The organism is Allorhodopirellula heiligendammensis, from assembly GCF_007860105.1.
Lineage (GTDB): Bacteria > Planctomycetota > Planctomycetia > Pirellulales > Pirellulaceae > Rhodopirellula > Rhodopirellula heiligendammensis.
Genome location: NZ_SJPU01000002.1, coordinates 1,441,725 through 1,466,258, shown reverse-complemented (window position 1 = coordinate 1,466,258; position 24,534 = coordinate 1,441,725). Strand labels below are relative to the sequence as shown.

Here is a 24,534-nt window from a genome sequence, read left to right as displayed (position 1 = left end):
AAAGTGACTGATTCCGCGTAGAACACGGCGGCGGTGGTGAACGTCCTATGACTGTTCGAACTTGCGGATTGCATCGATTATCCTGCTCTTGTGAAGCACACGACCCAACCTAGGAACAACAAATCGACAGAATTGGCTTTGCCGGTCAACTAATTTACGTAGACTGGGTGAAACTCGCCGATTCTGTGTCGGCTGCCCTGTTTCCAGGGGCTCGTCTCCATGGGACATGTGTCCGGCGGAGCACGGGCGCACTTAGCGTTTTCATCAGATGGTTCGCGTCCACCTTGTCTGTACCTCAATCATGGCCACCTATCTGAGGGTGGCCATGCCGTGAATTGCTCTCACTGGTTTCGCAGTGATTTTCTTGTCTTTCAAATTGTTTCTTGTTTCACAGCGACTGGTGCGATACACGCCCCCGGTCGATCGCTGCGTAGCCTCGTCGCAACGGCTTGCCGCGTCTATGTCAAAGCGTGCGGTCGGCCTGCTGGTGACGATGCTGTTGCTGAGCTCCGCAGTAGGATACGGACAAGCACCGGGGACATTGCCACCGCCAGGTTTTTTACAAGACACGACGCCGTGGCCTGAACAACTGGAGGGTATTCGGCCCGACGCGTTCCTGTTTCAGGACGAATCAAACACCCCCGTGGTGATGCCGAGGATGTCGTTTGAAGAGATCGACCGGCTGCGACGGCTCGACCGCGGAGGTCGCTCGGGCGATCAAATCGCGACCCTCGAACGATTGTTTCTCGCGGGGACGATGGGCCCGGCACGGGCGCAGTGGAATGCGGAACTCGCGGTACGGTTGGACGGTGCAGCGGTCCGGGAAACCGTAGGCAGGTCGGTCATTGTCGACATCGGGTTTGCCGGCGCGCATCTCCTACAGGCTGCCGATGTCCGTTTTGTCCCGGCCGCAAACGCTCAGCGCGACGCATCGCTGATGGATCAGGCTATCCAAAATTTGGCCACCCCGGACGCAGGAGCCAATGGCGAGCCGGTGACTGGGGCATATGTGCGGTTGGCCCCCCGGCAGACCCTGGAGCAAACCGCTGCGGGCCTCTACAGCAGCGCCCCAGTCCCATCCAGTAACACTGGTGTCGTCAGCGGCGCACCAACCGACCTATCATCACGACCAACAACCTTTCCCACGGTGCTTCATCAAGCGATGGGCGTCGAGGGTGATGGATTCTCCCGCCGCGACGGGGGATATCAATTGGTATTGCCGATTGACTCGTTGCTCGAGAAGTTTTTGTCACCGCGAACTTCGTTGGTAGTGAAGGTACATCTCCAGCTTTCCGCTCGCGTCTGGATGACTCCCCCCGGCCAGTCCTGGTTGCCACTCAGTCTGCCTGCGGTATCCACATTGATTCAGTTGGAGTTAGACGACGCCAACAATGACGGCGACATCGCGCTGTTGGATGTGGTCGGCTCAGGGCGTGAGGTCACCCGGCGACTCGAAGGCTCAGATCGCTACACGGTTGAGTGCGATGGTGGCGTGATCGCGCTGCGAGTCAGCGGTGCGGCAGAAGGCGAGGGCGATACCGGAGACCTGTTGGAAGTCGAGTCCGAAACTCAGTTGCAATGGGAATCACCTACTGAACCACCTACGATGGACGTTCGCCTGGTGACCAAAAACTTGCGAGGGCCTCTGCGGGGCTGCGAAATTCGTTTACCGGCCTCCGCGGTGCTCGTATCGCCACCCGAAATCGTCTCGGCATCGAGCGAGTCGCGAGACACCTCCGGTGCTGCCAACGGCACCTCCGATTCGGCATGGTGGGAAGTGGTTATCTCTCGAGCGGACGGCGGCGAGCTATCCTCATGGGACCAAAACCCGGGAACCAACGCCGCGGCCTCGAGCGATGAGGAAGATGCCACGCGAATCGTGGTGAGATGGATTGGGACGGAGCAAATGCAAGCTCCCTCGTCGGTCCGCCTCCGATTGCAAATGCGTCAGTTCCCCTCCGACGCCACGGCAACCGATCCCTGGGTATTGCGAATTCCCCAAGTCACCGATGCCATCGGGCATCGAGGACAAGTGACGATTCGCACCGCAGCAGATCATCGCTTGCGTTGGCGTCCACGAATGGGCATCGATGCTGTCGTTGCGGCCCAGACGAATTCCAGCAATGGCGACTTGGTTTACCCATTTCGCTTCACCCAGACACGTTTTGAGCTACCGATCTGGTTGTCGCGTAAACAGCAGCAGATTCGGTTATCGGCGGACGCGGAACTGTCCGTCACGCGACGTGCGGCGCGAGTCCGACTTGACGTGCGAGCCGGTGGTGTGGGGATCGATCCGAAGGGGCTCAGGCTGGAACTGGGACCCTGGCAACTAATCGGTATCCAAACCGACATCGCCAGCACCGAATTGGAAGTCACCTCGAATGACGGTAGCGTCGAATGGCAGGTTGATACTTCCGATGGGAACTGGCCAACGAGTTACCAGATCAGCGCGGAGTTGCTGGCCACGGCCAACGCACCGCCATTGGATTCATTAACCTTGCCACGTTTAGTGTCCACCGATTCGGCCACCGTACTGCGTGACGTACGATTGGCGCTTGCTGATGATCATCGAGAAGCTTGGCTAGTTGACTTGGCAGGCAGTCCCGCCCTGCAGCGAATTCCCGGCCAGAACGAATCCAAATTTCGCTTTTTGATCCCTGAATCCCCGTGGTCACTCCATGGTAGCTTTGCCACGCGACCGTTGGAATTGAAGTGGAGCGGGGCGGTAACCACCGCGCAGTCGGCGGACCGGTGGGTTATCCGCTCTCAGTGGAAGATCACCAGCCAATTGGACTTGGAAGGCCGTCTCAAGTTCGCCGTCCCCGCCTTAGGCAATCTCGCTTCGCCAGAGACGAGCATACCGCCCACGTCAGCGTCAGCGGCCTCACCTTCAGGCGCCGAACCGACGCATCCATCAAGCAGCGACGAGATATCCGCAGATGCCGGTGTAGAAGCGGCAGCGTCGACGTTGCCCCGCCACGGGGAGGCTCCCCTGCGTTGGACGGCAATGGTTGACGGCAGTCCTGCAAGCGTGCGGGGGCCCTTGGCTGAGCCCACCTCGGCATCCGAATTTGCAGATCATCACATCTACGAAATCATCTCTCCTGAGCTGGCCACAGGCACTCAGCAAGTTGAGCTGGTGCTGGAACAACGCATACTCCCTGTCACACCAACGGACGACTCACCTTCGGATGATTCCGTCAGCGTTGATCAAGGGGAGATCCACGGACTGCTGGCGGTACCGATTCCGGTCGCCGATCGAATTGACTTGCCGGCGCCCCTAAAAATCACGATGCCGCTCGGAGTAGTCGACTCCGCCGGGGTGTTCTGGCGCGTCCTTGCTGACATGGATGGATCGTTGGGAGATTTTGCCGAAACAGGTGGCTTCCAACTTTCGCCTACCAATGCGCAGCATCTTGATTCGACGCCCAACTCAACCGACGCGAGCAACTGGACGTTCAAAATCATCCCTGATTTCCCTATTCCGATCGTGTTGCGCAGCCGCTTAGGCGAAGAGAAACTGACCGAGATCCCGCGTGCGTACTTACGGAGCTTGGTGGGGAAACATTTCCGCCACGAGCACTTGATGGCAACGGTGCGGGGCGGACGGCGTGTCCGGCTGGGCCTGCCCGCCAGTTTGCAAACCATTCGAGTAGAGGTCCAGCTCGATGGGGCCCCAGCCGCGAGCACACGCGACGCCACAGGAATACGAATCGACTTACCCGAAACCTCTCAGTCGGCTCATCTACTTGATGTCCGCATTTGGGTGGAGGAACAGAACAATCCGTGGACATCGCATACCAAACCGTTGATTCGATTGCCTGTTGGCTCGGGATTGCAGTACTGGCAATTGGTGGTTCCCACAGACTCCCACTTGTTTTGGGCATCGAATCAATCCGGTCGGGCGATGCGGTGGAAACGTGATGGATTGAATTTATCCCGGGTGCCGACCGTCAGCGATACCGACCTCACGCGTTGGGCCTTGGACCTGGATTGGCAGTTCGGAGATAATACCACCACTGACACCACAAAGAGTGCCGCAGGCGGTTCGCCGGGTGCTGCTGTCGCGAGCGCGTCAGACGGAAAAACCCTTGACAGCGATGTGGACTCCAGCGCATCCGATGGAGTATCCGACGCGATTCTGCAGGTCGCGATGCGAGAATCTCTGTCCAATGCGACATTCGCCGTCCCAGGAAATCGATACCTGTTTTTCGCAGGCAACGTGCTGTCGTTTGCGGCCATCACCGTGTCTCGAACAGTGCTCTGGCTCGCCATTGGAGGATTAGTATTATTGCTCGCCGCAGCGGCGCAGTGGTTCCCAGGACTTCACCAATCACTGATGGCTTTTGTCCTCGCGATCGCATTGGCAGGGCTGCTCATAATCGCCCCCGACGGAATCGTGTTGACGGCCCAACTCGTCATTATTTCGCTCACGCTCGTGGCTGTGTTTTATGCAATTTCCGCAATTGCGGTGCCGCGAGATGGCCAGCGAGCCCTGCCGCCTCGGTCAAGCAGTCGCGATAGCGTCGTCGTTCCTGGTGGCAGTTCTAAACGCGAACGTGTCGTTTCCACGCAGGCCGCTGCTCCTCCGAAATCAGCAGATCAAGCGTCCCCTGATGCCACCGACGATCAGCAAGAGACTCAAACATATGACGCCGGCACCTCCCCGGAGCACATGGAAGATATCTCGCTGATGCCGAGTACCAACCCCGCTGCCCAAGCCAGGTCGGGTTCCGACTCAGACGGTTCGAGCGAAAAGCAATCTGCTGCGCCCCCGGACGCATTGCACACCACTGATTCCCGCTCGGATTCAGACTCCTCGGAGGCAGTACGGTGATTCGGCGTCTTCCACGCGCATGCCGATACCTGGCGTTGGCTGGCATCCTATCCATATTCAGTTCATCTTGGGGGCTTGCCCAGGACACCACGCCGGCCTCCCAGCCAACCGGCACAAATCCACCAGCAGATGCACCGGAGGAGCCGTTAGACATATCCTCTGAAATCGCCAGCGATGCTGGCGAGGGCGTCTCGTTGGACGACACCGACGCTCCAGAGGAGAAATCTCCGCGTCCACCGAATCCTCTCTCCCAACCGCAGTGGCGAGGGTATGCGCCCCGCTGGATCGGTCTCTATGGCTCGCAGCTAGCAGACCTCGTTCCCGAGAGTTTTCGTCCCATCTCGATTGATGATTTGGGGATTGCATTACGGGACGATCCTCGACAATTGCAACCACCTAGCGACGTACCGGTTTCTCGACTGACGATCGTCGCCCGCATCCAGTCGGATCATGTTTATAGCATTGCCAGCCAATTGACATTGCCTGAGCTCGCTACAGAAAACCAGGCAGCCGATGAGGGGCCTACGCATTCTTCGTGGCATCGATACCGACTCGGCGAGCTGAATTTCAATCTCATCCAACCACCGCGGGCTCAGACAGGCGATGGGGAGCCGAGCGCTGGTTCTGAAGCGAGAATTGTCAGTGATGCAGCAGGAGACTGTTTTGCGTGGGGGACACCGGGAGGCAACATCAACTTTGATTGGTCAGCTCGCTGTCAACACATCCCAGAGGGACGTCAATGGACCCTCCAACTCCCCCAAGCAACCATCACACAATTCTTTTTGAGTGTCGCCAAGGGCACGGAACTCGAAGTCGACGGAGGCTCGCTCATCGAGCTTTCACACATGCCAATTTGGGGTGAGTTGGATCTCGATGCGACCACCCTGGACCAGATCAACTCCCATTCGTCGGACAACGTTCCTCCCGTGGCATGGTACGCAATTGAAAGTAACCCTGGGCAACCTGTGGTACTGCGTCAACGGCCCGCGGACGGCACTGAGAGGGGCTCGCTTTCCACGAACGTCGTGCGAGGATGTCACTTGCAAGCTCGATGGGTAGGCGATCAACTGCGTTGGACCTGCCGGATGACACTCGACGCGAGCAGATCCCATGACTTCACCGAACTGGCATGGGCTGATGGCGAGGTGACTGAGGTGCGTCGCGACAACGTACCCATCCCGTTTGTGTGGACCGGAAGCTCAGCCCGCTGGGCCAACGATCACAGCACCACCGGCCCCGGCGACGCTGCCGGCCCCGGCGAGATCAACATGACCTCGACGAGCTGGGTGATGGAGGGTGTATCGTATCGGCGAGGCAATCACATACCTCTTCCGCGTCCGTTGCTACCGGCCGCTCAATTTGTATTGCCCCCTCAAACGTGGCATGTGCAACTGGAGGTTCCGAACTGGAGCGTGCTCAGCGACGCACGATTGCCACCGGAATGGACATTGCGGCGTCTGCCCTTTGAAGATGCGAAACCGGCTGACTCACCCGGCGAGTTGTCAAACGACGACGAACAAGGACACAGCGATTTTTCGGCGACGTGGATGGCATCGGGTCCTGCACCGACCGCGGACACCCCCTGGTCGGTCTCCATTTCTTCCAATGACGCGCTGGTGTTTGCAGACCATCAGATGCGGTTCGAGATGGACGAGAGTTCTATTCAGGCACGAGGTAAAATCACGGTCGAAATGCCGCCCGGGTCCCTGGGCCCCGTTACCTTTGAACTCCAAGATGGCTTTCAATTTGAGCTCATTGGCGTGGGCGAAGGACGGCGCAGCGTGCCCACCGGTACCGCCACCGGACAGCGACGACATATTACGATTTGGCCTGGCGGCGACGAAGTCATTAATAATCGAATGATTGTCTACGTCAGCGGGCGAGCCCGCAGGACCAACGTTGCTGACCGAGCGAACCCCGAGGCAGCACTCACGTCCCGCCCCACCGCGTCAGAGGAAGTGTCTCCGCCGGCGACCACGACAACCGATGTGACCGAGAACGCCTCGCCAGAACAGCGAAACACACAGAATCCTGCGGAGAAGAGCACGCCGCCAGATGACCGCGAGCGCACGGTTGACGACGAATCGAATCAACGCACGGAAGCTCTATGGTTGATGCGCGCCGATGATTGCCCGGGTCAGTTACTGGCTACCATCGTGCCCCCGGCAGGTCTCAGCTGGTCGGCAAAAGCGGCTATTGAACCCTCTCGAGTCTCGTTCCCCGAGCTTTCAGCGGCCCAGCGGCGTTTCTTCGCACCGCTGCCTGGAGACGCGATCGTCTTCGGAGGTGCCATCGAAGCGACGCCCGAGGTGACACTCGAAAAACCAGACGTCAATTTGTCAGTATCCCTGCGGACACTGCTCCGCGCTGCCCCGCCGGGCAGCGAACCCCCGGTCGCCCTCCCACACTCCCATGCAACGAGCGTTCGGCCAACGTCCGACGACGCTCATTCATTATGGCAAACACTGGAATTGAAAACCGAAGGAACTGCGGGTGAAATCCGCGCCGTTAGGCTGCGATTTGCCGCACTTCCCTTGGCGGATGAGGACGGTCCATCGATCGGCTCAAACGGTCCCGACACCGCCGAAAAAACGGATGACCATGGGCCCGTGCCCTCGCCAGCGGATATGGCGCAGCCGACCTGGGAACCGATGCAGTGGTTCGTCCAGCTACAACCGGGAACTGCCGAATCCCCCGTGGCACAGCATACCGTCACACGCCAATACATTGAAAATGCGAACGCCTGGGAAGTGCAAATTGCGTTGCCGCCGCAGTTCACCAATCAGTCGCTGTTGATCGGCCGTCGTCGCCTGAAGACGTCAACTACCGATTCCGCGATTGCCATTGGATTGCCGAATGTACCTGATGCGGCTTCTCAATCCGCAGAGATTTGGATTGATTCATCACTGCAACTCAAAGACCATCCCGAACCACTTAAAGGGGTTCCACTGGTTGATTCCCATCAAAATGGTCGTAGCGAGCGGGAGCGGCCCCCGTACGAAATTGACACGCCCAGCTCCCGGCTCACCGCGACGACATCGCGTTATCGCTACGCCCCTAACGATCAACCATGGATCGAGGTTATGCCCCGTACACACCGGTCACCAACCGGATTGGTGGTCAGCCAGCGATTGATTGCAGAGGCCTCGGTATCCGGCACCGATACCCTGCGTATGACATGCTTGGTGCGTTCGGACTCCGAGATTTTGCTCGCGTTCCCACCCTCACTACAGTTGGTCGATCTGCGGTGTGACGATTCCTTGGTCACACCACGCGTTGTGCCGGGTCGTGGTGTTGTGATCCCTGCGCCTTTAATGCTCAAGCCATCGGTTTCAGCCGACAAGACGTCCGTCTCTCGCGACTCAGCGGCCGCCAACTCTTCATCGAGCGCCACCGAGTCGGGAGAGACTACATCACGGTTTCCCAGCGACGCGGCGCACTGGAGGCGAATCGAAGCAAACTGGATTTCGCAAGCACCGCTGAGCAGTTGGTACCGCTGGTATCAATTTCCCGAGATTGAAGTGGATCAGTTGGTCGTCGATACGCGGCATGACCTCCTTGCCGCCACCGGCACCCGTATTTTCCAGCTTCCTGATTTTGCCCGGCCGTGGTATCCAACGGCAACGCCTTTGCTCTTGTCGATGGGGTTCATGTCTGGGATCGGCTGGATCGCAGCGCTGATGCTGCTCGGTCTGGCATGCATGGCTGGCCGTCACGGTCTGGGGGTACTCGGAGCGGGTGTGGTCTTGACGGCGATCGCTGTTGTTCTTTGGCCTGCAGCCACGCTCCCCCTGGTTACTTTCGTGGCACTGCCGTTGACATTGGCAGCGATGCAAACCACGACGGTGCTCTGGAGACGCGGCAGCCATGCGAACAAGGACGCGGTCCAGTCGGGCGATCCGCCCTCTCGCCAGGATGCATCCAATTCCAGATCCTTAGGCTCGGCTCGCCTCGGGATGTGGATTGCTTTCGCGTTTACTGGTGCAAGCTCGTGTTTTAGCACCCAGTGCCTCTACGGACAGGACACGACGCTCCCGGTGACGGGCCCGCGGACCACGTCCGCAACCCAGCACGCCGAATCAAAAGAAGACAACGCGGTGCCGACCCTCGACGTGTTGGTCCCCCTTCAAAGCGATGGAAAACTTCTCGGAAACAAAATCTATATCCCCGAAAAGTTCTACAACGATCTCTATTTCAGTAGCGATCGCTCGTCATGGCAGAACCCAATGATCGATCGGGTTTCGTATAGTTTGAAAATAAGGTCGCCACTCGAGAGCGGAAAATCGATAGTGGATACCGACGACTTTCTTCGACGAAATGCCTCGGAGAACCAATCGTTGAACCCGGGTCAATCGAGCAAGGCAACTGCTGATAACTCGACGATAACCAATGAGATGCTCTCTCAGAGTGGAACAGCCGTTCTCCAGGCGAAACTGGAATTGATGCTACCACCGAGTGTCCGCAGGATTCGACTTCCTTACCAGTTCGAACAAGTCAATAGTGTCCTGCAGGCTGGCTCGAGTGATGACCCCATGACGGTCCGCTGGGGTGGCGAGACGAATGGCCGGGCGTGGGTCGAGATCCCTACACTCGGACGCGATACCCAACACATGACACTCTTGATCTCGTTGCGTTGCCAACTCAGCTGGCAATCACCCTGGGTGCTGGTCTCCTGCGACCTGCCACCGCTCCCCGCTGCTAATCTCGTCGTCACAACGAACGATGCAGTTGAAAACGTGATGTTGCTCACACCTACCACGAGCTGGTTTGTCGATTTCAAACCAGACACCATCCTGGATCATGCCACCTCAGCGGACACACCGGCATCACCGGTCGTTGTGAGTGATCCCGACGAACGAACATCCGACGTAATCTCGCTCGGCTCACAGCCTCGACTCGATCTACGTTTTCAACTCCGTGGCTCTGGCATCAATGGCGTTGGTCGCCCACCATCCCCGCCGACAGCGGCACGCGATGAAACCGCCCGACAGCCCTCGGCAATCAATGAGTCGGCGTTGCCATGGTACGACCAATCGGCGTGGCATCACCGATTCTGGGTGCACTCCGAACGCGGAAAAACCGTGATTGAATGTGAACTGGAGTCTCTTCAACCGCTACCTCCCGAGGTCACTCTCTCGCTGGCGACAAGTCTCCCCACGTCCGTATCGGTCGCTCGCGAAGACGCTGCCGAGGACTCGCCAAGGAATCCGTCGCCATCGACCTTTCAAGAATCCCAGCCATGCGTTTTGCTTGGCACCGATTGGACGTGCCTCTCTCGCCACAGCGATGAATCAGCGAACATGCAAACCATGCGTTTGATGTCGTTGGGATCACCGACTCGTCCGATTCGATTGGCATGGACCCTGGCAACCCCACGCGATGATTCGTGGCGGATCGTCATGCCTCGCATCATGCTACATCCGGTGATGGATCGCGACACCTTGCCAGCGCAGCCAACCGGTGATGGTACCGCCACGACATCTCGTTCACCGGCAAACGTCGCTGCGACAACGCTGCTGGATACAACCGACACCAGTGCCAGCGCGGAAGTTGCCAGCGATGTCAGTGGGCCGCCGACCTCATCGCCTTGGGTTGCCTGGACTTTTGCTGATGATGTGCAACCGGATTGGTCGACCCTTAGTGAGATCGAACCGCTGTCCACTGACCAGTTTTACGCCAAATGGACCGGGTACCTGAGCACGATTGACGGCGCGGCCATGGGGAACGTCCGTGAGCTGACCCTCAACCAGGTCGATAGGCCTCGCGAGAAGGTAGCGACGCGGCATGAGATATCAATTCAACCGAACCATCAGCGTGTACGGTTCTTGGTACATGTCACCGCCCCGGACGAGGAACCGCGGCGGCGCACGCCCGCAGCAGATCCGATTTCGTCGACGTTTACTCCCTCGGTTGGCGCAGTCCGCTACATGGTAAAGCTGCCCCAGCGGGCACGGCTGCTCGACTGGCAGTTTGAGGCCGATGGTAGCCCCGCCAGCTCGCCGCACCAACCATCATCAAAATCCTCCTCCACGTCGCCGGTTACCGATTTCGGTGCCAGTGACTCCGAGACGAGCATCGCGGAGGGCGAGCCGACGAGCCTCCCGCCAGCGACCGTCGCTCCCCCACCCTGGACAGTAACGCGGTGCGACGGTGCGACGACGCTGTATCTAACCACCGAACGTCGCTCTTTTAATATCGTCGTCGATGCCATGGTGCCGCATGCCAATGGCGAAATGCCCAACAGGCTGGGCTTGATGAGCATCAGCAAACTTGCTGCAGTGCCGTCGCTTGAAAACCTTCAGCACGACAACGCTGCAGAAGTGACCGATCAGAATCAGACCAGCAATCTCCAGCAGAGTCATGAACTGCAGATCACGCGAAATGTCGACACCATTGTGAGCTGGATAAAGAGAGCCTCGGGAGATCGACTCGAGGCCGGTGGAGGCGTGGACGCGGCCTCCCTGCTGGCGGAAGGTGAAATTCTCGTCGGTCGTTTCCAATCCGATGGTGCCACTCTCAACACGTTGTCGTCCGCACGATTTCGCACCCGCAAGAACGATCAACCGTTCGATATTGATTCCCGCGTCACCCTCCGCTGGGAGGAGGGACGCTGGACGGCTCAAACCGATTGCCAGATCACCAGTGCGTACTGCCCGGACTATCTGGACATTGCACTGCCCACACGCTGGTGCGAATCTCTTCGCATTGACCCACTCTGCGTGTCGTCGCGGCAACCGACCTTGGACCCCGCAGTGCAAGTCCTGCGTCTGCAACTCCGACGTGACAACTCGGAAGCTGGCTTCCAGGCAATCCCAAGGCAGACAAACAACTCCGACTCCTCGAAAGACGCATCCAACGCGTCCCTCACGGAGTCCCAACCCGCCTATATTCGCACGTTTCGCCTGATCAGCCGATTAGCCGTCAGCGAAATTACTCGGGTGAGTGTTCCCGAATTGCGGATCATGGACGCCCGGCGACATCGTATTGATGTGGTCGTGCCGACACGACTGACCAATGAACACGTTCGCTGGCGCAGCAACTTTGCTGGTCCCATTGAGAAACCACGCTGGCGATTGCGTGCCCTGGAACCGTCGTCATCGACCACAACTCCTGCAGCTCCGTCCGCATCTGAGCCCGACGCGGAACTGTCCGTCTATGCGGTCACTAGCCCTCGTTGGTCCATCGACTTGGAGACGCTCCCGCGGACGGATCGCATCGCGAGACTGCTACATACCGATCACTGTGTGCTAGCTCGCCCGGCACATGAAAATCTATTGATGGTCAGCCGTTTTGACGTTCTTCCTGGAGACCAGCCTTCACTACGATTGCAGATTGACTCTGGAGTGGAACTCCGAGGAGTGTGGGCGGCAACTCAGCAAGCTGATCTACGACAAGTAACGTTCTCTCCGTCAGTGCAAAGTCCTCGCGAGAGCGACACAGTGACGTGGGAGATCTCACTACCGCTGAGTCGTCTCAGTCAAACTGTCGAAGTAGTGACTTCGCTTCGCCGTGATATACCGGATGTGCTGTTGCCGTCCCTTATGGACCTAAGTTCGGATGTTCCACGAGCCAGTGTGAATTGGTGTCAGCTACCAACCTCCGATGCATTGACTGCGCGATCGATTGACGAAATGATCGGCCGACAGCGTGATCACTCGCCAAGTGCGACGCCGTTCTTCAATGACGCACGGGCAGAATCGCTCATTGCGACACCGCTCACACCCCATATTCGCGTTGCATGGCTAGCTTCCAATGTCGTCAAAGCCATGCGTGCTTCATCAGACTCTTTGGCCGATCGACGTGACGATGAGGTCGCGGTGTGGTTGAAGCCTTGGATTACCCGTTATCGAATGCTGTGCCACGCGGCTGGTCGGGAGCTGGGTGACGATGCCCCTGTCAATGCGGAGACTTCCACCGAGCCGCAATGGGGGCAGACCGATGGCATCCCCCCTGGAGACCTGCTCAGTTGGCAGGAGATGGATGCATACATCGTCGCGCAGGAAACACGCTATTTTCCTGGCAATACGTTTGCAGACGAGGGTGCATTGATTACTTGGTCGGACTACCTCGCCATCACCAAACCACCAGGGTATGCCGATCGCTGGACATTTGCCTGGAGCGGTCGCCGGCTCCCCATCGAAATCCTTGCTGCCGAGCGTTTACATGTTAGCGAGGAGACTCGACAACTCGTCATGCGAAGCGGACTCTTCTTTATACTGGCGTGTCTGCTGACCATTGCTGCGTTGCTCTCGCATGGGAAACCATCGACAGCGAAGGCCGGTGAGGCGGCGGCAGTCAAACCGTGGGCGGCAGCGGGACTCCACCCATCGCTCTGGCTGTTGGTGTTGAGTATCATCGGCATGGTGTTGATACCGCTGCCGATCGCACTCGGCCTGCTCATGGTCGCATTGATTTTGGGTGCCAGCCATGCGAAACGCTGCTTCGCACCCCAGTAAAAAGCCTCCGTGCGAAAGGGTTCCCTGACTTGACGCGTATCTATCTTGATCATGCCTCGACAAGTTGGCCCAAAGCGCCGGGCGTCATCGAGGCCATGGCCGATTACATGCGTGACTGGGGCGCTAATGCTTCCCGCGGTAACTATACGGCCGCCCGGCATGCCGTCTCCATCCGCGAACGCGTACGTCGTCGACTCGCCGATCGCATGGGTGCGTCGGCTTCCGAGTGCGTGAGCTTCCATAGCGGCTGCACGGCGGCGCTCAACGCTGCGATCCATGGACTGATCCCAGGCATTGTCGGCCGAGATCATCATGTGATCACTACTGCAGCAGAGCATAACTCGGTCCTGCGACCACTCATCCGTGCCACCGCTCATGCTGGCGCTCAGCTAGAAATTGTGGCATGCAACGACGACGGCGACCTCGATGTCGACGCCCTCTCAGACGCCATGCAAGATCGCACACGAATGGTGGCGTTGACCGATGCGTCCAATGTGACCGGCATCCGATATCGCGTCGCGGAAATCGGCCACAGAATCGCTCAGATCAATGCTTCGCGATCACCTGCGGATCGGATCATTTTGCTGTGTGATGCGGCGCAAACATTTGGCTATCTTCCGCTCAACGTTGCCACCATGGGCGTGCACGTCTTGGCGGCGCCAGCCCACAAGGGCAGTGGCGGACCGCTCGGTATCGCAATGTTGTACCTGCATCCGGACTTACACGATCGCATCGAGCCTACCATGCAGGGCGGTAGCGGGCACGATGGACTCGCCGATGAAATGCCCCACGCCATGCCAGGGCGCCTCGAACCGGGCAGCATGAACATTGCCGCGTTGGCAGGTTGGGACGCGGCGCTCGATCGCCCCCCGACCGCGCCCGACCATTGGAAGATCCTCGCCGACAACCTACACGATCGCCTCCTATCAATCCATGGTTGCCGCGTCGTGGGCGCGCGGGGTGAGTTGCCGATCGCCAGCATTGAGTTTGGCGAATTGCTGTCCTGTGCGGAGGCTGCTGCAATCCTTGATGCCGAATTCGCAATCGAAGTTCGCTCCGGCTATCACTGTGCCGCACGCCTGCATGACTGTCTGGGCACACGAGACACCGGAACGCTCCGCATCAGCTGTGGACATGGCACCACGCTCGAGGAACTGGATCGGCTCGCTGAAGCCCTCTCGGAAATTGTGGATTCCTGAGTCCAGCACCGCGACGAATACCCAGAGGTGGCTTGCGCTGCAACGATTTATCGGTACGCTAAGTACCTGCACGCAAGTCGGCAGGTTTTACCCGCGGGGGAACCGATCCGTGTTCTCTTACTCACAGCGGCCCGCCTGACTCCGCGGCGCCTTGCCAGTTTACTTGCACGCACACGACGACCATCATCACCACCCTCCCCCCACCCGCTCTGGCACTGCAGAATTGCTCATGTGGAACGCTCTCGCTCTTTATTTGCCGCATCTCAATGCGGCTCTCAACATTGTCGCTACTGTGCTGTTGGCGATGGGATTATGGAATATCAAACACGGCAGAGCAAAGAAACATAAGAAACTGATGCTCAACGCGTTCTTTGTCAGCATCGCGTTTCTGGGGTTTTACCTGTTCCACAAACTAGCCCTCTTTGAAGCGACCGGCCAGTGGAATCGGCCGTTTCCCAAAGACGCTCCCCAGGCCGCGAGAATCACCTATTTCTCGATTCTCATCCCGCACATTCTCTTGGCGATCTCGGTACCGTTCCTGGCGATTCGCGCGATTTACTTAGCCAAGAATGGGCGCATCGTGGCTCACAAAAAATGGGTGCGATACGCATTTCCGATTTGGATGTATGTCTCGGTCACCGGCGTGCTCGTGTACCTAATGCTCTATCAGCTCTACGCGTGAGCAAATCACGACTCGGCTTAACTGTTCTCAATCTTCTCTCTCAGCTTTTCACAGCCTTCCGAGGGCGAACTGCAGAGCGAACAGCGTGACACGCCGTCTTCATCCGTTCGTGCGTTCAGTCCACCGCACGAGCCGCTGATACTTTGCCGCCCGAACATGACACCAATTGCCATGGCGACCAAAACCGCCGCAAACCCAATGGCCGTTAACAGCAGCACCGGGCCCATCTGGTCGAGAAATCCCGCCCCTTCTTCAGCTTTCGCCTGACCGAGCACGCTACCACGCTGCATCTGGTCGGCAATCGTCGCCAAAGATCCCGTTCCAATGAAATTCATATGATCTTCCTCTGCCTCGTTGGTACCAGCGTCCGCTTCAGCCGGATCACCGCCGCGTGTGATCAACAGCGTATCTAAGTCATTCTCATCGGCCAACGCGACCGCCCGCTCGGGCCCCACGACGTCGAGTGCGGTTGCCCACGCATCGGCAGCCATGCACGTTGGTGCGATCACGGTCACCGACGCCATGTTGTGACGCACTGGACGATGGGTGACTGGATCAATCGTATGCGAGAATCGAGTACCGTCTACCTCGAAATAATTTCGATAGTCGCCCGACGTTGCCATGGCGACATCATCCATCGCATAGGCGACGACAATCTCGTTGTTCATCGCATCGGGCTTCTGTATCCCCACCCTCCATGATTGGCTGCCATCGGAGGTCAGTTTATCCCCCGTCACCCGTACTTCACCACCGATTTCAACGAACACGTTCTCTGCACCAAGTCGATTCAAGACGTCGACCACGCGATCGACGCCATGCCCTTTCGCAATCGCCGACAAATCCACTCTCAGGTTCGGGATGTCTTTTCTCAGCGCGGGCGGATCGAGCCGAGCGGACAGATGTGCCTGGCCAATTCGCTTCGCGATCGAATCGAGTTCCTCGTCGCTCGGGACATCCTGATTGCGTTTGCCAGGCCCGAAACTCCAGCGATCAACCAAGGGCCCCACCGTGACATCAAACGCGCCCTCGGATTTCTTTCCCACATGCAACGCAAATTGCACCACCTCGGCCGTCTCGCGACTGACTTCGAACCAATCCGTCGACGCCGAATCGTTAAATCGCGTCAGCTCACTTGATTTCAAGTACGTTGACATCTGGTCGTTGACGCGGCGGAGCTCCTCGTCGACTGCGAGCGATGCCTTCGATTTCCAATCCACGTCGTCAGGCGGCCGCGACACCTTCACGCTGTACGTCGTCCCCATCGTCTCACCACCGAAGTACAACAGACTGCCGGGGGGAGCCTGCGCCATGGCGAGACCTGGAGCAACAGCAGCGAACAGACTCGTCAGGACAAGCGTCAAAGTGACATTAAAAAACGCGACGGGGCGAAAACCTCGTCGCGTCATGCGATCGGACTGGATCATCGTTATCAGTTTACTGTGAAGTCGCTCGGCCCTCGAAGCCGAATGCATTCGGGTATCCGCTTACGGCTCCGCGAGCCGCGCGACATGCTGGCTAACCGCCAAAATCGTCGTAGGCGATGTTCTCGGGCTCGACGCCGAGATCATCGAGCATTTTGAACACGGCTGCGTTCATCATCGGAGGACCGCAGATGTAATACTCAATATCTTCAGGAGCCGGGTGGTTCTTGAGGTAGTTCTCGAGCAACACCTGGTGGATGAACCCGGTGTACCCGTTCCAGTTGTCCTCCGGTGCGGGCTCAGACAACGCGATATTGAACTTAAAGTTCGGGAACTCCTTCTCGATCTCACGGAAGTGATCGACATAGAACAACTCCCGCATGCTCCGACCGCCGTACCAGTAACTGACCTTGCGATCGGTTTTCTCGCGTTTGAATAGTTCGAAGATATGACTTCGCAGCGGAGCCATGCCGGCACCGCCGCCGATGTAGACCATTTCCGCCTTACTATCTTTGATGAAGAACTCACCATAGGGACCGCTGATCGTCGCCTTGTCGCCAGGTTTGAGCGAGAAGATGTAACTGCTCATCTGGCCCGGCGGGGTGCCTTCAGGGGCGCGTGGTGGTGGCGAGGCCACACGAACGTTGAGCATGATGATGCCCTTTTCGCCCGGATAATTAGCCATTGAATAGGCGCGAACCACAGGCTCTTCGACCTTCGACGTATAACGCCAGATCTTGTATTGATCCCAATCGGGGTGGAATCGCTCTTCGATATCGAAGTCTTTGTAATGGACCGTATGCGGAGGAGCTTCAATCTGAATATATCCGCCGGCCTTGAAATTGACCTCTTCACCCGCAGGCAGTTCAAGCACGAACTCTTTGATGAAGGTAGCAACGTTGTTATTGCTGCGAACCGTGCATTCCCATTTCTTGGTTTCAAATGCTTCGGCGGGCACTTCAACCTTCATGTCCTGCTTGACGGCGACCTGGCAGCTCAAACGCTCCCCTTCAGCGGCTTCCTTCTTGTTAATGTGACCGGTTTCAGTGGGCAACAAATCGCCGCCTCCCTCCCGCACCTTTACTTTGCACTGCGCACATGTCCCACCACCGCCACAGGCACTCGAAACAAAAATGCCAGCGTCGGCGAGAGCACCGAGCAGTTTCCCGCCCGCTGGAACCGAGATTTCTTTTTGGTCGTTGATCATGATCTTGATCTTGCCGGAAGAAACCAGTTGCTTCTTTGCCGCCAAAATCAGCATCACCAATGCGAGCACAATGATGGTGAACATCGCGACGCCGATGGCAACGATAGCTGCCGGCGGGACAGCATCCGATGGGGCGGCGCCCAAGAGAAGAGTTGTGAACATCACAAGGGACTCGTGTACGGTGAAGTGCGTAGGGAATGAAATCAATGAGGGAGGTGACAGGCGACTCTAAAGCTTAATGCCGCCGAACGACATGAACGCCAGAGCCATCAGTCCAGTCGTGATGAACGTGATACCAAGCCCGCGGAGCGGTGGCGGCACGTCGCTGTACTTGAGCTTTTCGCGAATCGCTGCGAGTGCCATGATTGCCAATGCCCAGCCAACCCCACAACCAAAGCCGTAGGTAATGGATTCAGGGAACGTGTAGTTGCGTTCCTGCATGAACAGCGACGCACCGAGAATGGCGCAGTTCACCGTGATCAACGGCAAAAAGATGCCCAGCTCGTTGTAGAGCGCCGGCATGAACTTATCCAAGAACATTTCGAGCACCTGGACGAGAGCCGCGATCACACCGATAAAGCTAATGAACGACAGGAAGCTGAGATCAATCGTTGAAAAATCGACCGTTGACGTGGCGATAAATTTGTTCGCCCACGTCAATGCACCTTTCTTCAAAAGCAAAGAATAGATCGCTTGGTTTGCCGGCACGGTGATCGTTTCAATCGCGATCACGGCCATGCCTAAACCGATCGCAGTCTTCACGCTCTTGCTAACAGCTAGAAACGTGCACATGCCAAGAAAAAAGGCTAGTGCCAAGTTCTCGACGAAGACCGCCTTCAAGAAAATACTTAAGTGGATTTCGAATAGATTCATGATGACCTCAGGACTCTTCGATTTGTGCGGGTTTGTTCAGACGGATCACCCAGATCATGATCCCGATGATAAAAAAGGCGCTCGGCGGCAAGAGCATCAAGCCATTGGGGTTATACCAACCGCCGTTGCGGTCAAGCTCCAGTAGGGTGAAACCAAACAACGAACCGCTGCCGAACAACTCACGGAAAAATGCGACAACCAAGAGCACGAATCCGTACCCCAGACCGTTACCGATCCCGTCGAGAAAACTGATGCCAGGGGTGTTCTTCATCGCAAACCCCTCGGCCCGCCCCATCACAATGCAATTAGTGATAATCAGACCGACGAAGACGGACAGCTGCTTGCTGATATCGAACAGAAACGCCTTCAGGAATTGATCAACCACAATCACCAGCGACGCAATCACGCACATCTGCACAATGATCCGGATGCTGCTGGGGATGTATGAGCGGATCGCGCTGACAGCGAGGTTGCTGCACGCGGTCACGGCGATCACCGCGAGCGCCATCACCACCGACGTTTCCATCTTGGTCGTCACTGCCAGTGCAGAGCAAATCCCCAACACCTGCAGCGTGATTGGATTGTTATCAACCACGGGGTCGATAAGCACGTCAAGACGTTTATTAGCCATTGGTTATGCTCCTGCCTTCGGCGTTGAATTGTCAGCAGAGGAGGACGTCTCCGCACCGGTGGCGGCTTCATTCTCAATCTGCTTCTTGAGCTTCTTTAAATACGGTCCATAGCCTTGATCACTAACCCAGTACTGGACCAACGCGGTCACGCCATTACTCGTGATGGTTGCACCCGAGAGACCGTCGACAGCCGACGGATCATCTTCTGATGCGGGCCCCTTGGCGACATGGACTGCTGGCTCGCCTTTGTCGTTGTAAAGCTGAAGCCCGTCCCACTGCGCTTTCCAAGCGGGATTATCGACTTCACCGCCCAGCCCCGGCGTTTCCTTGTGCTGGTAGAACGTGATGCCCTGAACCGTCGTCAAATCACTCTGGAGAGCCAGGTACCCCCACAGAGTTCCCCACAGACCTTTGCCATAGATCGGCAACACGACCTGCTGGATCGGACCTTCGCCTTCATGTCGAACCAAGAAGACTTTCATTGATTTCGGCCGGCGATCTTCGCCATTGTCATAGGGCTCACCCACAATCGGCTCGCTCGTCGAAACGTTGCTGGCCTGCTCTTCGAGATTGAAGGTGCTCTTGTCGAACTCGGTGTCGTAGTCACCGGTATCGAGGTCGACCATCTCTTCTTCAACCCACTTGTAGAGATTGTCGATCTCTGCGCTGGAGAGTTCCGATGCGGGCTTGCCAAACTCGTCGGTCGGGATCCCCGCCGCGTCAAGAATATTCTTCTTTTGATCGAGTCGGACGTTCTCAACCTGGTATGGCTTCAACGCCACCGCCGCAGCGCTCACCGCGAGCGAACACACGACGCACAGGATCGTCGCTATCAGGATGGTTCCTGGAGTTGAATCTTTAGCTAGCATAGCGAGCAACCCTCCGGCGGACGTTGGCTTGGACGACGAAATAATCAATCAGGGGAGCAAACACGTTGCCGAACAAAATCGCCAACATGATGCCCTCCGGGAAGGCGGGATTAATGACGCGGATCAATACGGTCATGAATCCGATCAAAATGCCATAAAACCATTTACCGGTGTTGGTCATCGAAGCGCTGACCGGGTCGGTCGCCATGAAGACAAGTCCAAATGCCAGACCGCCGATCACAAGGTGCCAGTGGAACGGAATTTCAAACATCGGATTGTTCTTACTACCGATCATATTGAGCAGCAGACTGGTACCGATCACTCCGAGAATCACACTCAACATGATCCGCCACGAGCCAATTCCCGCGGCAATTAAGATCAACGCACCGACAATACACAACAGCGTGCTGGTCTCACCAAAGCAACCTTGAATCGTGCCCAGGAATGAGTCCATCCACGTGATCGAGCCAGTCTCGCCCCACACATACTTGACGTGTTCGAGCGATTCGATGGCACCGCCCTCTGCGACAGCCATTTGACCCAACGCCGTCGCGCCACTGAAACCGTCAACCGCTGTCCACACCTTGTCACCACTGATACTCGCAGCGTACGAGAAATACAGGAACGCTCGCGACGCCAACGCCACATTCAGGAAGTTACGCCCGGTACCGCCGAACACCTCTTTCGCGACAATCACTCCAAAGGAGATCCCCAGAGCTACCTGCCACAAAGGAATATTGGGCGGCAGAGTCAGTGGGAACAATAGCCCGGTTACCAAGAAGCCTTCGTTGATCTCATGCCCCCGCAGCACCGAGAATACCATCTCGATATGACCGCCAACAAACATGGTGACAACGTAAATCGGGATAAAGAAGATCGCCCCGTAAACAAAATTGTCAACGAAGCTACTCGGATCATGCCCCAGCCCTAAGGCTGTATGCACCGTGTGATGCCAATCATATTCGATCGGTACATCCGCTTCGGTCATTTGCACGATAGCCGAGTTGGCTTGATAGCCCGCATTCCACATCCCAAACAAAGTCACCGGAATCAAAGCCATGACGACCGTGATCATCATGCGTTTCAAATCGATGCCATCGCGAACGTGCGTTCGACCCCGGGTGGTTTCACCAGGCGTGAACAAAAACGTATCAATCGATTCGTAGACAGGGTAGGCTTTTTCTAAGATCCCCCCCTTCGCAAAGTAGGGGTGAACGCGATCAAAAGCGTCACGCAGTGGTTTCATGTTTAGCCTTCACGTTCAATCGTGGTCAAGTTCTGTCGCAACAGCGATCCGTATTCGTATTTACCTGGGCACACGAACGTGCACAGGGCCACATCTTCTTCTTCAAGTTCGAGTGCTCCGAGCGACTGGGCCGCATCGGTATCGCGGACGATCAGCGACCGCAGGAGCTGGGTGGGCAGCATGTCCATCGGCATGACTTTTTCATAGGTTCCCAACGGCACCATCGCTCGCTCACTGCCGCCGGTGGACGTCGTGAATGCGAACTTCTGGGATGGATTGAGCGCCGAAGCGAACACCCGCGTTACGGAATACTTGTCAAAGCCGGGCTTTTGCCAGCCCAAGAATTCACGATGGTCACCCTCTTCAATCACCGATACCTGCTGGTGATAACGGCCGAGGTAATTGTGTGGTGCCGCGGCATTGTGACCGCACAAGACGGAACCCGAGATCAGTCGCACCTTGCAATCGCCGACAACCGCATCGGCAACAAGATCGTCAATACAAGCCCCGAGTCGTGTCTCGATCAAACGCGGCTGTTTGACTTTAGGGCCGGCCAATGAAATGACGCGGCGGACATCGAGCTGGCCCGTCTGAAACAAGGCGCCGATGGCAATGACATCCTGGTAGCCGATGTACCAAACTGTTTTAGTCGGACCTACTGGATCGAGATAATGAATATGAGTCCCCGCCAACCCGGCCGGGTGCGGCCCGGCGAACTCGGCCATGGTGACACCCTTGACCTCTTCACCGGCGACCGAGGCTCCCTCGGCCTTACAGACATACACGGCACCCTCGCCGAGCTGGGTCAATGCCTGCAGACCAAGCACAAACTGATTCTTTCGCTCACTCAACACCACCGCTGGATCGCCCGCCAGCGGATTGGTATCGATCGCCGTCACAAAAATCGAGCTGGGCTTGGATCCAATCTCGGGAACCTTGCCGAAGGGGCGTGTTCGTAATGCGGGCCATAGTCCGCTCGCAACCAATACGGACTGCACGCCCTCGCCACCGAGGGACACAGGATCTTTCTCGCGAGCGTCTTCGAACGTCACAGCGTCGTCGCCATCGAGCTGGATCGTGACCGCCTCGAACTTTCGCTTGGCACCCCGAATCACGTCGCCGACGGTACCCGCTCCAGGGGACGTGTAGATGACGCCCGGCGTCTTCTTATCTTCGAAAAGCGGCTGCCCTAGGGCGACCCGGTCGCCCGGAGCAACGAGCATCGTTGGCTTCATACCCACGTAATCGTTACCCAACAGCGCTACGCTGCGGACCAACGGACCGACCTCAACACGTTGCTCGGGACAACCGAGAATAGGCAGATCGAGACCCTGTTTGATGACCGTGCGGCGTGGGGATGCAGGCATGAAGACAGATACTTTGTGAAAAAAGTAACAAAGTGGGGTTGAGAGAAAAGCTCACGTCATGTGAACTTTTACGAAACACTATGGCACGAGCACCGCAGTTTGACAACTGTAGAAGTCAGTCTGCCGACTGCAAATTTCGCTCGGTCTCTAACGCGGGCGACTGGAGCATCCGTAATCCAGGATGAGGGTGGCAATCCTGCTTTTGGTTCAGCCCTTTTGGTTCACCGACGTCATCGGCAGCGGATCAGATCCGCGTCTGCGATTTCGCGTTCCCTCAGCACGGCCCCGACCATCTCGATGAATCGATCAGCATCGACTGGGTATCCAGCGGTCGGCCGAAACCCCGCCGCTCCGATCGCTACGCAGAAGTATTCATTCAATGCGGCCATGGCGACTTCACGCAGATACTTGGCGTGCAGCGAGCTGAGTGCTACCGGCGCAAAACGATCTCCTTTGACCGTAAAATGCAAACGGACTGGCATCCCCCGCCGAACGGTCTCATAGACACTCTGCGCCGGACTCTCACTCACGATTTGCACGCTCTCACCACCAAAGAACTGCTGAATGAGCCCCGCGTAATAGCGGCGGCCTCCATGTCGGTCAAAGAATATCTGCACATGCTCGCGGGACGATGGGCCTGTCACCGAGTCGAGTAGATCAGCGGCAAGCGTGATGCTCGTCTCGCCCAGCAGGTCGCTCTTGTTACCCTGCGGGGCAACCCCCGGTAATGGATGTGAGGATAATGGATGTGAGCCAGCGGGGTCCCCCGTGCAGTACCGATTGAAAGTTGCCGCATCAATCATCCGCGCCTGGCAATCGCGGAGTCTCCACGGCGACCGCGCCCACTGCTGGACCGCTTCACGAGTCTGCTCGACGGATGAAAACGGGAGCGGCCCTGCTGAATCGACACCGATCGTTTTCAGCCAGCGGACCCGTGAGATCGTTTCAAAATCTCGGGGCAGTAGTGTCGGCAGCCTTTCAATCAGCGTCTCATCCGCTCGTCCGCAGGCGTGCAATGCAACCGAAACGATCCGCTGCAACATCGTTAGTGACCCGCCCTTGAAAATCTGCTTGGAGTCATCCACTCGGATCATCCCGTCCGCGACGCGCACTGGAGTCGAAATGGGGATAAACGGATTGGGCTGAATCAGATCGACCGAGGCCTCCCTCTCTGCCTCCACATCGATACTCTGCCAGGCCGTTGCCGCGACCACGAGCGGCCCTAACTTCGGCCCATACCCAGCCTCGTCAACGGCGATCAACCACATGCGTTTGTTCCTTTTGAGTTGCTGTCGCTTGACCAACTGCGGCGGATATTGCGGTGCAGCGCCTGAGATCGGGATCGAATTGGACCAGGATTGACGGTCACGGCGGCCCCACAGCGAAATACCGTGTTCCCATTCCACATCCAGCTCGCGGTTTAAGACCCCATCAGTAAAACGATTCCAATTGGGCGAGCATATGATCGAAGTGCTCGCCACCATTGGCAAGCCCCGCTGACGACACCCCGTCGCTAGGGAAGTCGGCGGTGCTGCCCAACCATCCCCAGCAGGTTGAGCTCAGCGTCTACGAACGTATCCTGACACCGATGGAGCCGATATACAGCCCCGGCGAGCCCCGCGACTGTAATGCTCTGGTGAATCGCGTTGCCCGGCAACGCTACCGAGGCGGTGCGAGAAAAAAAGCAGATTGTTGGTCATGATTTGGTGTGGCTGGTTAAGTAACAGTGAGAGGCACTTTTTTCG

The 24,534-nt window shown here is 57.4% G+C and carries 12 protein-coding genes; 4 read left to right on the top strand and 8 right to left on the bottom strand.

Features of this window, described 5'->3' with window-relative positions; all coding sequences use genetic code 11:
* The first annotated feature begins 355 nt into the window (after positions 1-355).
* From Poly21_RS15790 to Poly21_RS15775, 4 genes are all read left to right on the top strand, one after another.
* Complete coding sequence (locus Poly21_RS15790) at positions 356-4,837, top strand: hypothetical protein (protein ID WP_302119129.1); 4,482 nt, start codon at positions 356-358, stop codon at positions 4,835-4,837.
* On the top strand, positions 4,834-13,293 hold the full coding sequence (locus tag Poly21_RS15785) for an MFS transporter (RefSeq protein ID WP_146407892.1): 8,460 nt from the start codon (positions 4,834-4,836) through the stop codon (positions 13,291-13,293). Before Poly21_RS15790 ends, Poly21_RS15785 begins: the two co-directional genes overlap by 4 nt.
* 29 nt (positions 13,294-13,322) lie before the next feature.
* Positions 13,323-14,492 carry an aminotransferase class V-fold PLP-dependent enzyme gene (locus tag Poly21_RS15780; RefSeq protein WP_146407891.1) on the top strand — a complete coding sequence of 390 codons (1,170 nt, stop codon included), beginning with the start codon at positions 13,323-13,325 and terminating at the stop codon, positions 14,490-14,492.
* 229 nt (positions 14,493-14,721) lie between these two features.
* Positions 14,722-15,174 carry a DUF420 domain-containing protein gene (locus Poly21_RS15775; protein WP_146407890.1) on the top strand — a complete coding sequence of 151 codons (453 nt, stop codon included), beginning with the start codon at positions 14,722-14,724 and terminating at the stop codon, positions 15,172-15,174.
* A 17-nt stretch (positions 15,175-15,191) separates the two neighbouring features.
* Here the strand turns inward: Poly21_RS15775 and Poly21_RS15770 are convergent, their stop codons facing one another.
* The 8 genes from Poly21_RS15770 to Poly21_RS15735 form a co-directional block, all read right to left on the bottom strand.
* Positions 15,192-16,598, bottom strand: a complete 1,407-nt coding sequence (locus Poly21_RS15770; protein WP_302119125.1) for an FAD:protein FMN transferase — start codon at positions 16,596-16,598, stop codon at positions 15,192-15,194.
* A gap of 91 nt (positions 16,599-16,689) precedes the next feature.
* Positions 16,690-17,964: an NADH:ubiquinone reductase (Na(+)-transporting) subunit F gene (gene nqrF / locus Poly21_RS15765; RefSeq protein ID WP_146407889.1), complete on the bottom strand. Its 1,275-nt coding sequence runs from the start codon at positions 17,962-17,964 to the stop codon at positions 16,690-16,692.
* A 66-nt stretch (positions 17,965-18,030) separates the two neighbouring features.
* On the bottom strand, positions 18,031-18,675 hold the full coding sequence (nqrE, locus tag Poly21_RS15760; protein WP_146407888.1) for an NADH:ubiquinone reductase (Na(+)-transporting) subunit E: 645 nt from the start codon (positions 18,673-18,675) through the stop codon (positions 18,031-18,033).
* A gap of 7 nt (positions 18,676-18,682) precedes the next feature.
* Positions 18,683-19,306 carry an NADH:ubiquinone reductase (Na(+)-transporting) subunit D gene (locus Poly21_RS15755; protein ID WP_146407887.1) on the bottom strand — a complete coding sequence of 208 codons (624 nt, stop codon included), beginning with the start codon at positions 19,304-19,306 and terminating at the stop codon, positions 18,683-18,685.
* 3 nt (positions 19,307-19,309) lie between these two features.
* Positions 19,310-20,176, bottom strand: coding sequence for a Na(+)-translocating NADH-quinone reductase subunit C (locus Poly21_RS15750; RefSeq protein ID WP_146407886.1), 867 nt, complete (start codon positions 20,174-20,176; stop codon positions 19,310-19,312).
* Positions 20,166-21,422 (bottom strand): NADH:ubiquinone reductase (Na(+)-transporting) subunit B, encoded by a 1,257-nt coding sequence (locus Poly21_RS15745; RefSeq protein WP_146407885.1) that lies wholly within the window; start codon positions 21,420-21,422, stop codon positions 20,166-20,168. The genes Poly21_RS15750 and Poly21_RS15745 overlap by 11 nt, the downstream gene beginning before the upstream one ends.
* Before the next feature lie 2 nt (positions 21,423-21,424).
* On the bottom strand, positions 21,425-22,789 hold the full coding sequence (locus Poly21_RS15740; RefSeq protein ID WP_146407884.1) for a Na(+)-translocating NADH-quinone reductase subunit A: 1,365 nt from the start codon (positions 22,787-22,789) through the stop codon (positions 21,425-21,427).
* A gap of 230 nt (positions 22,790-23,019) precedes the next feature.
* Positions 23,020-24,057, bottom strand: a complete 1,038-nt coding sequence (locus Poly21_RS15735; protein ID WP_146407883.1) for a hypothetical protein — start codon at positions 24,055-24,057, stop codon at positions 23,020-23,022.
* Between the last annotated feature and the right edge of the window lie 477 nt (positions 24,058-24,534).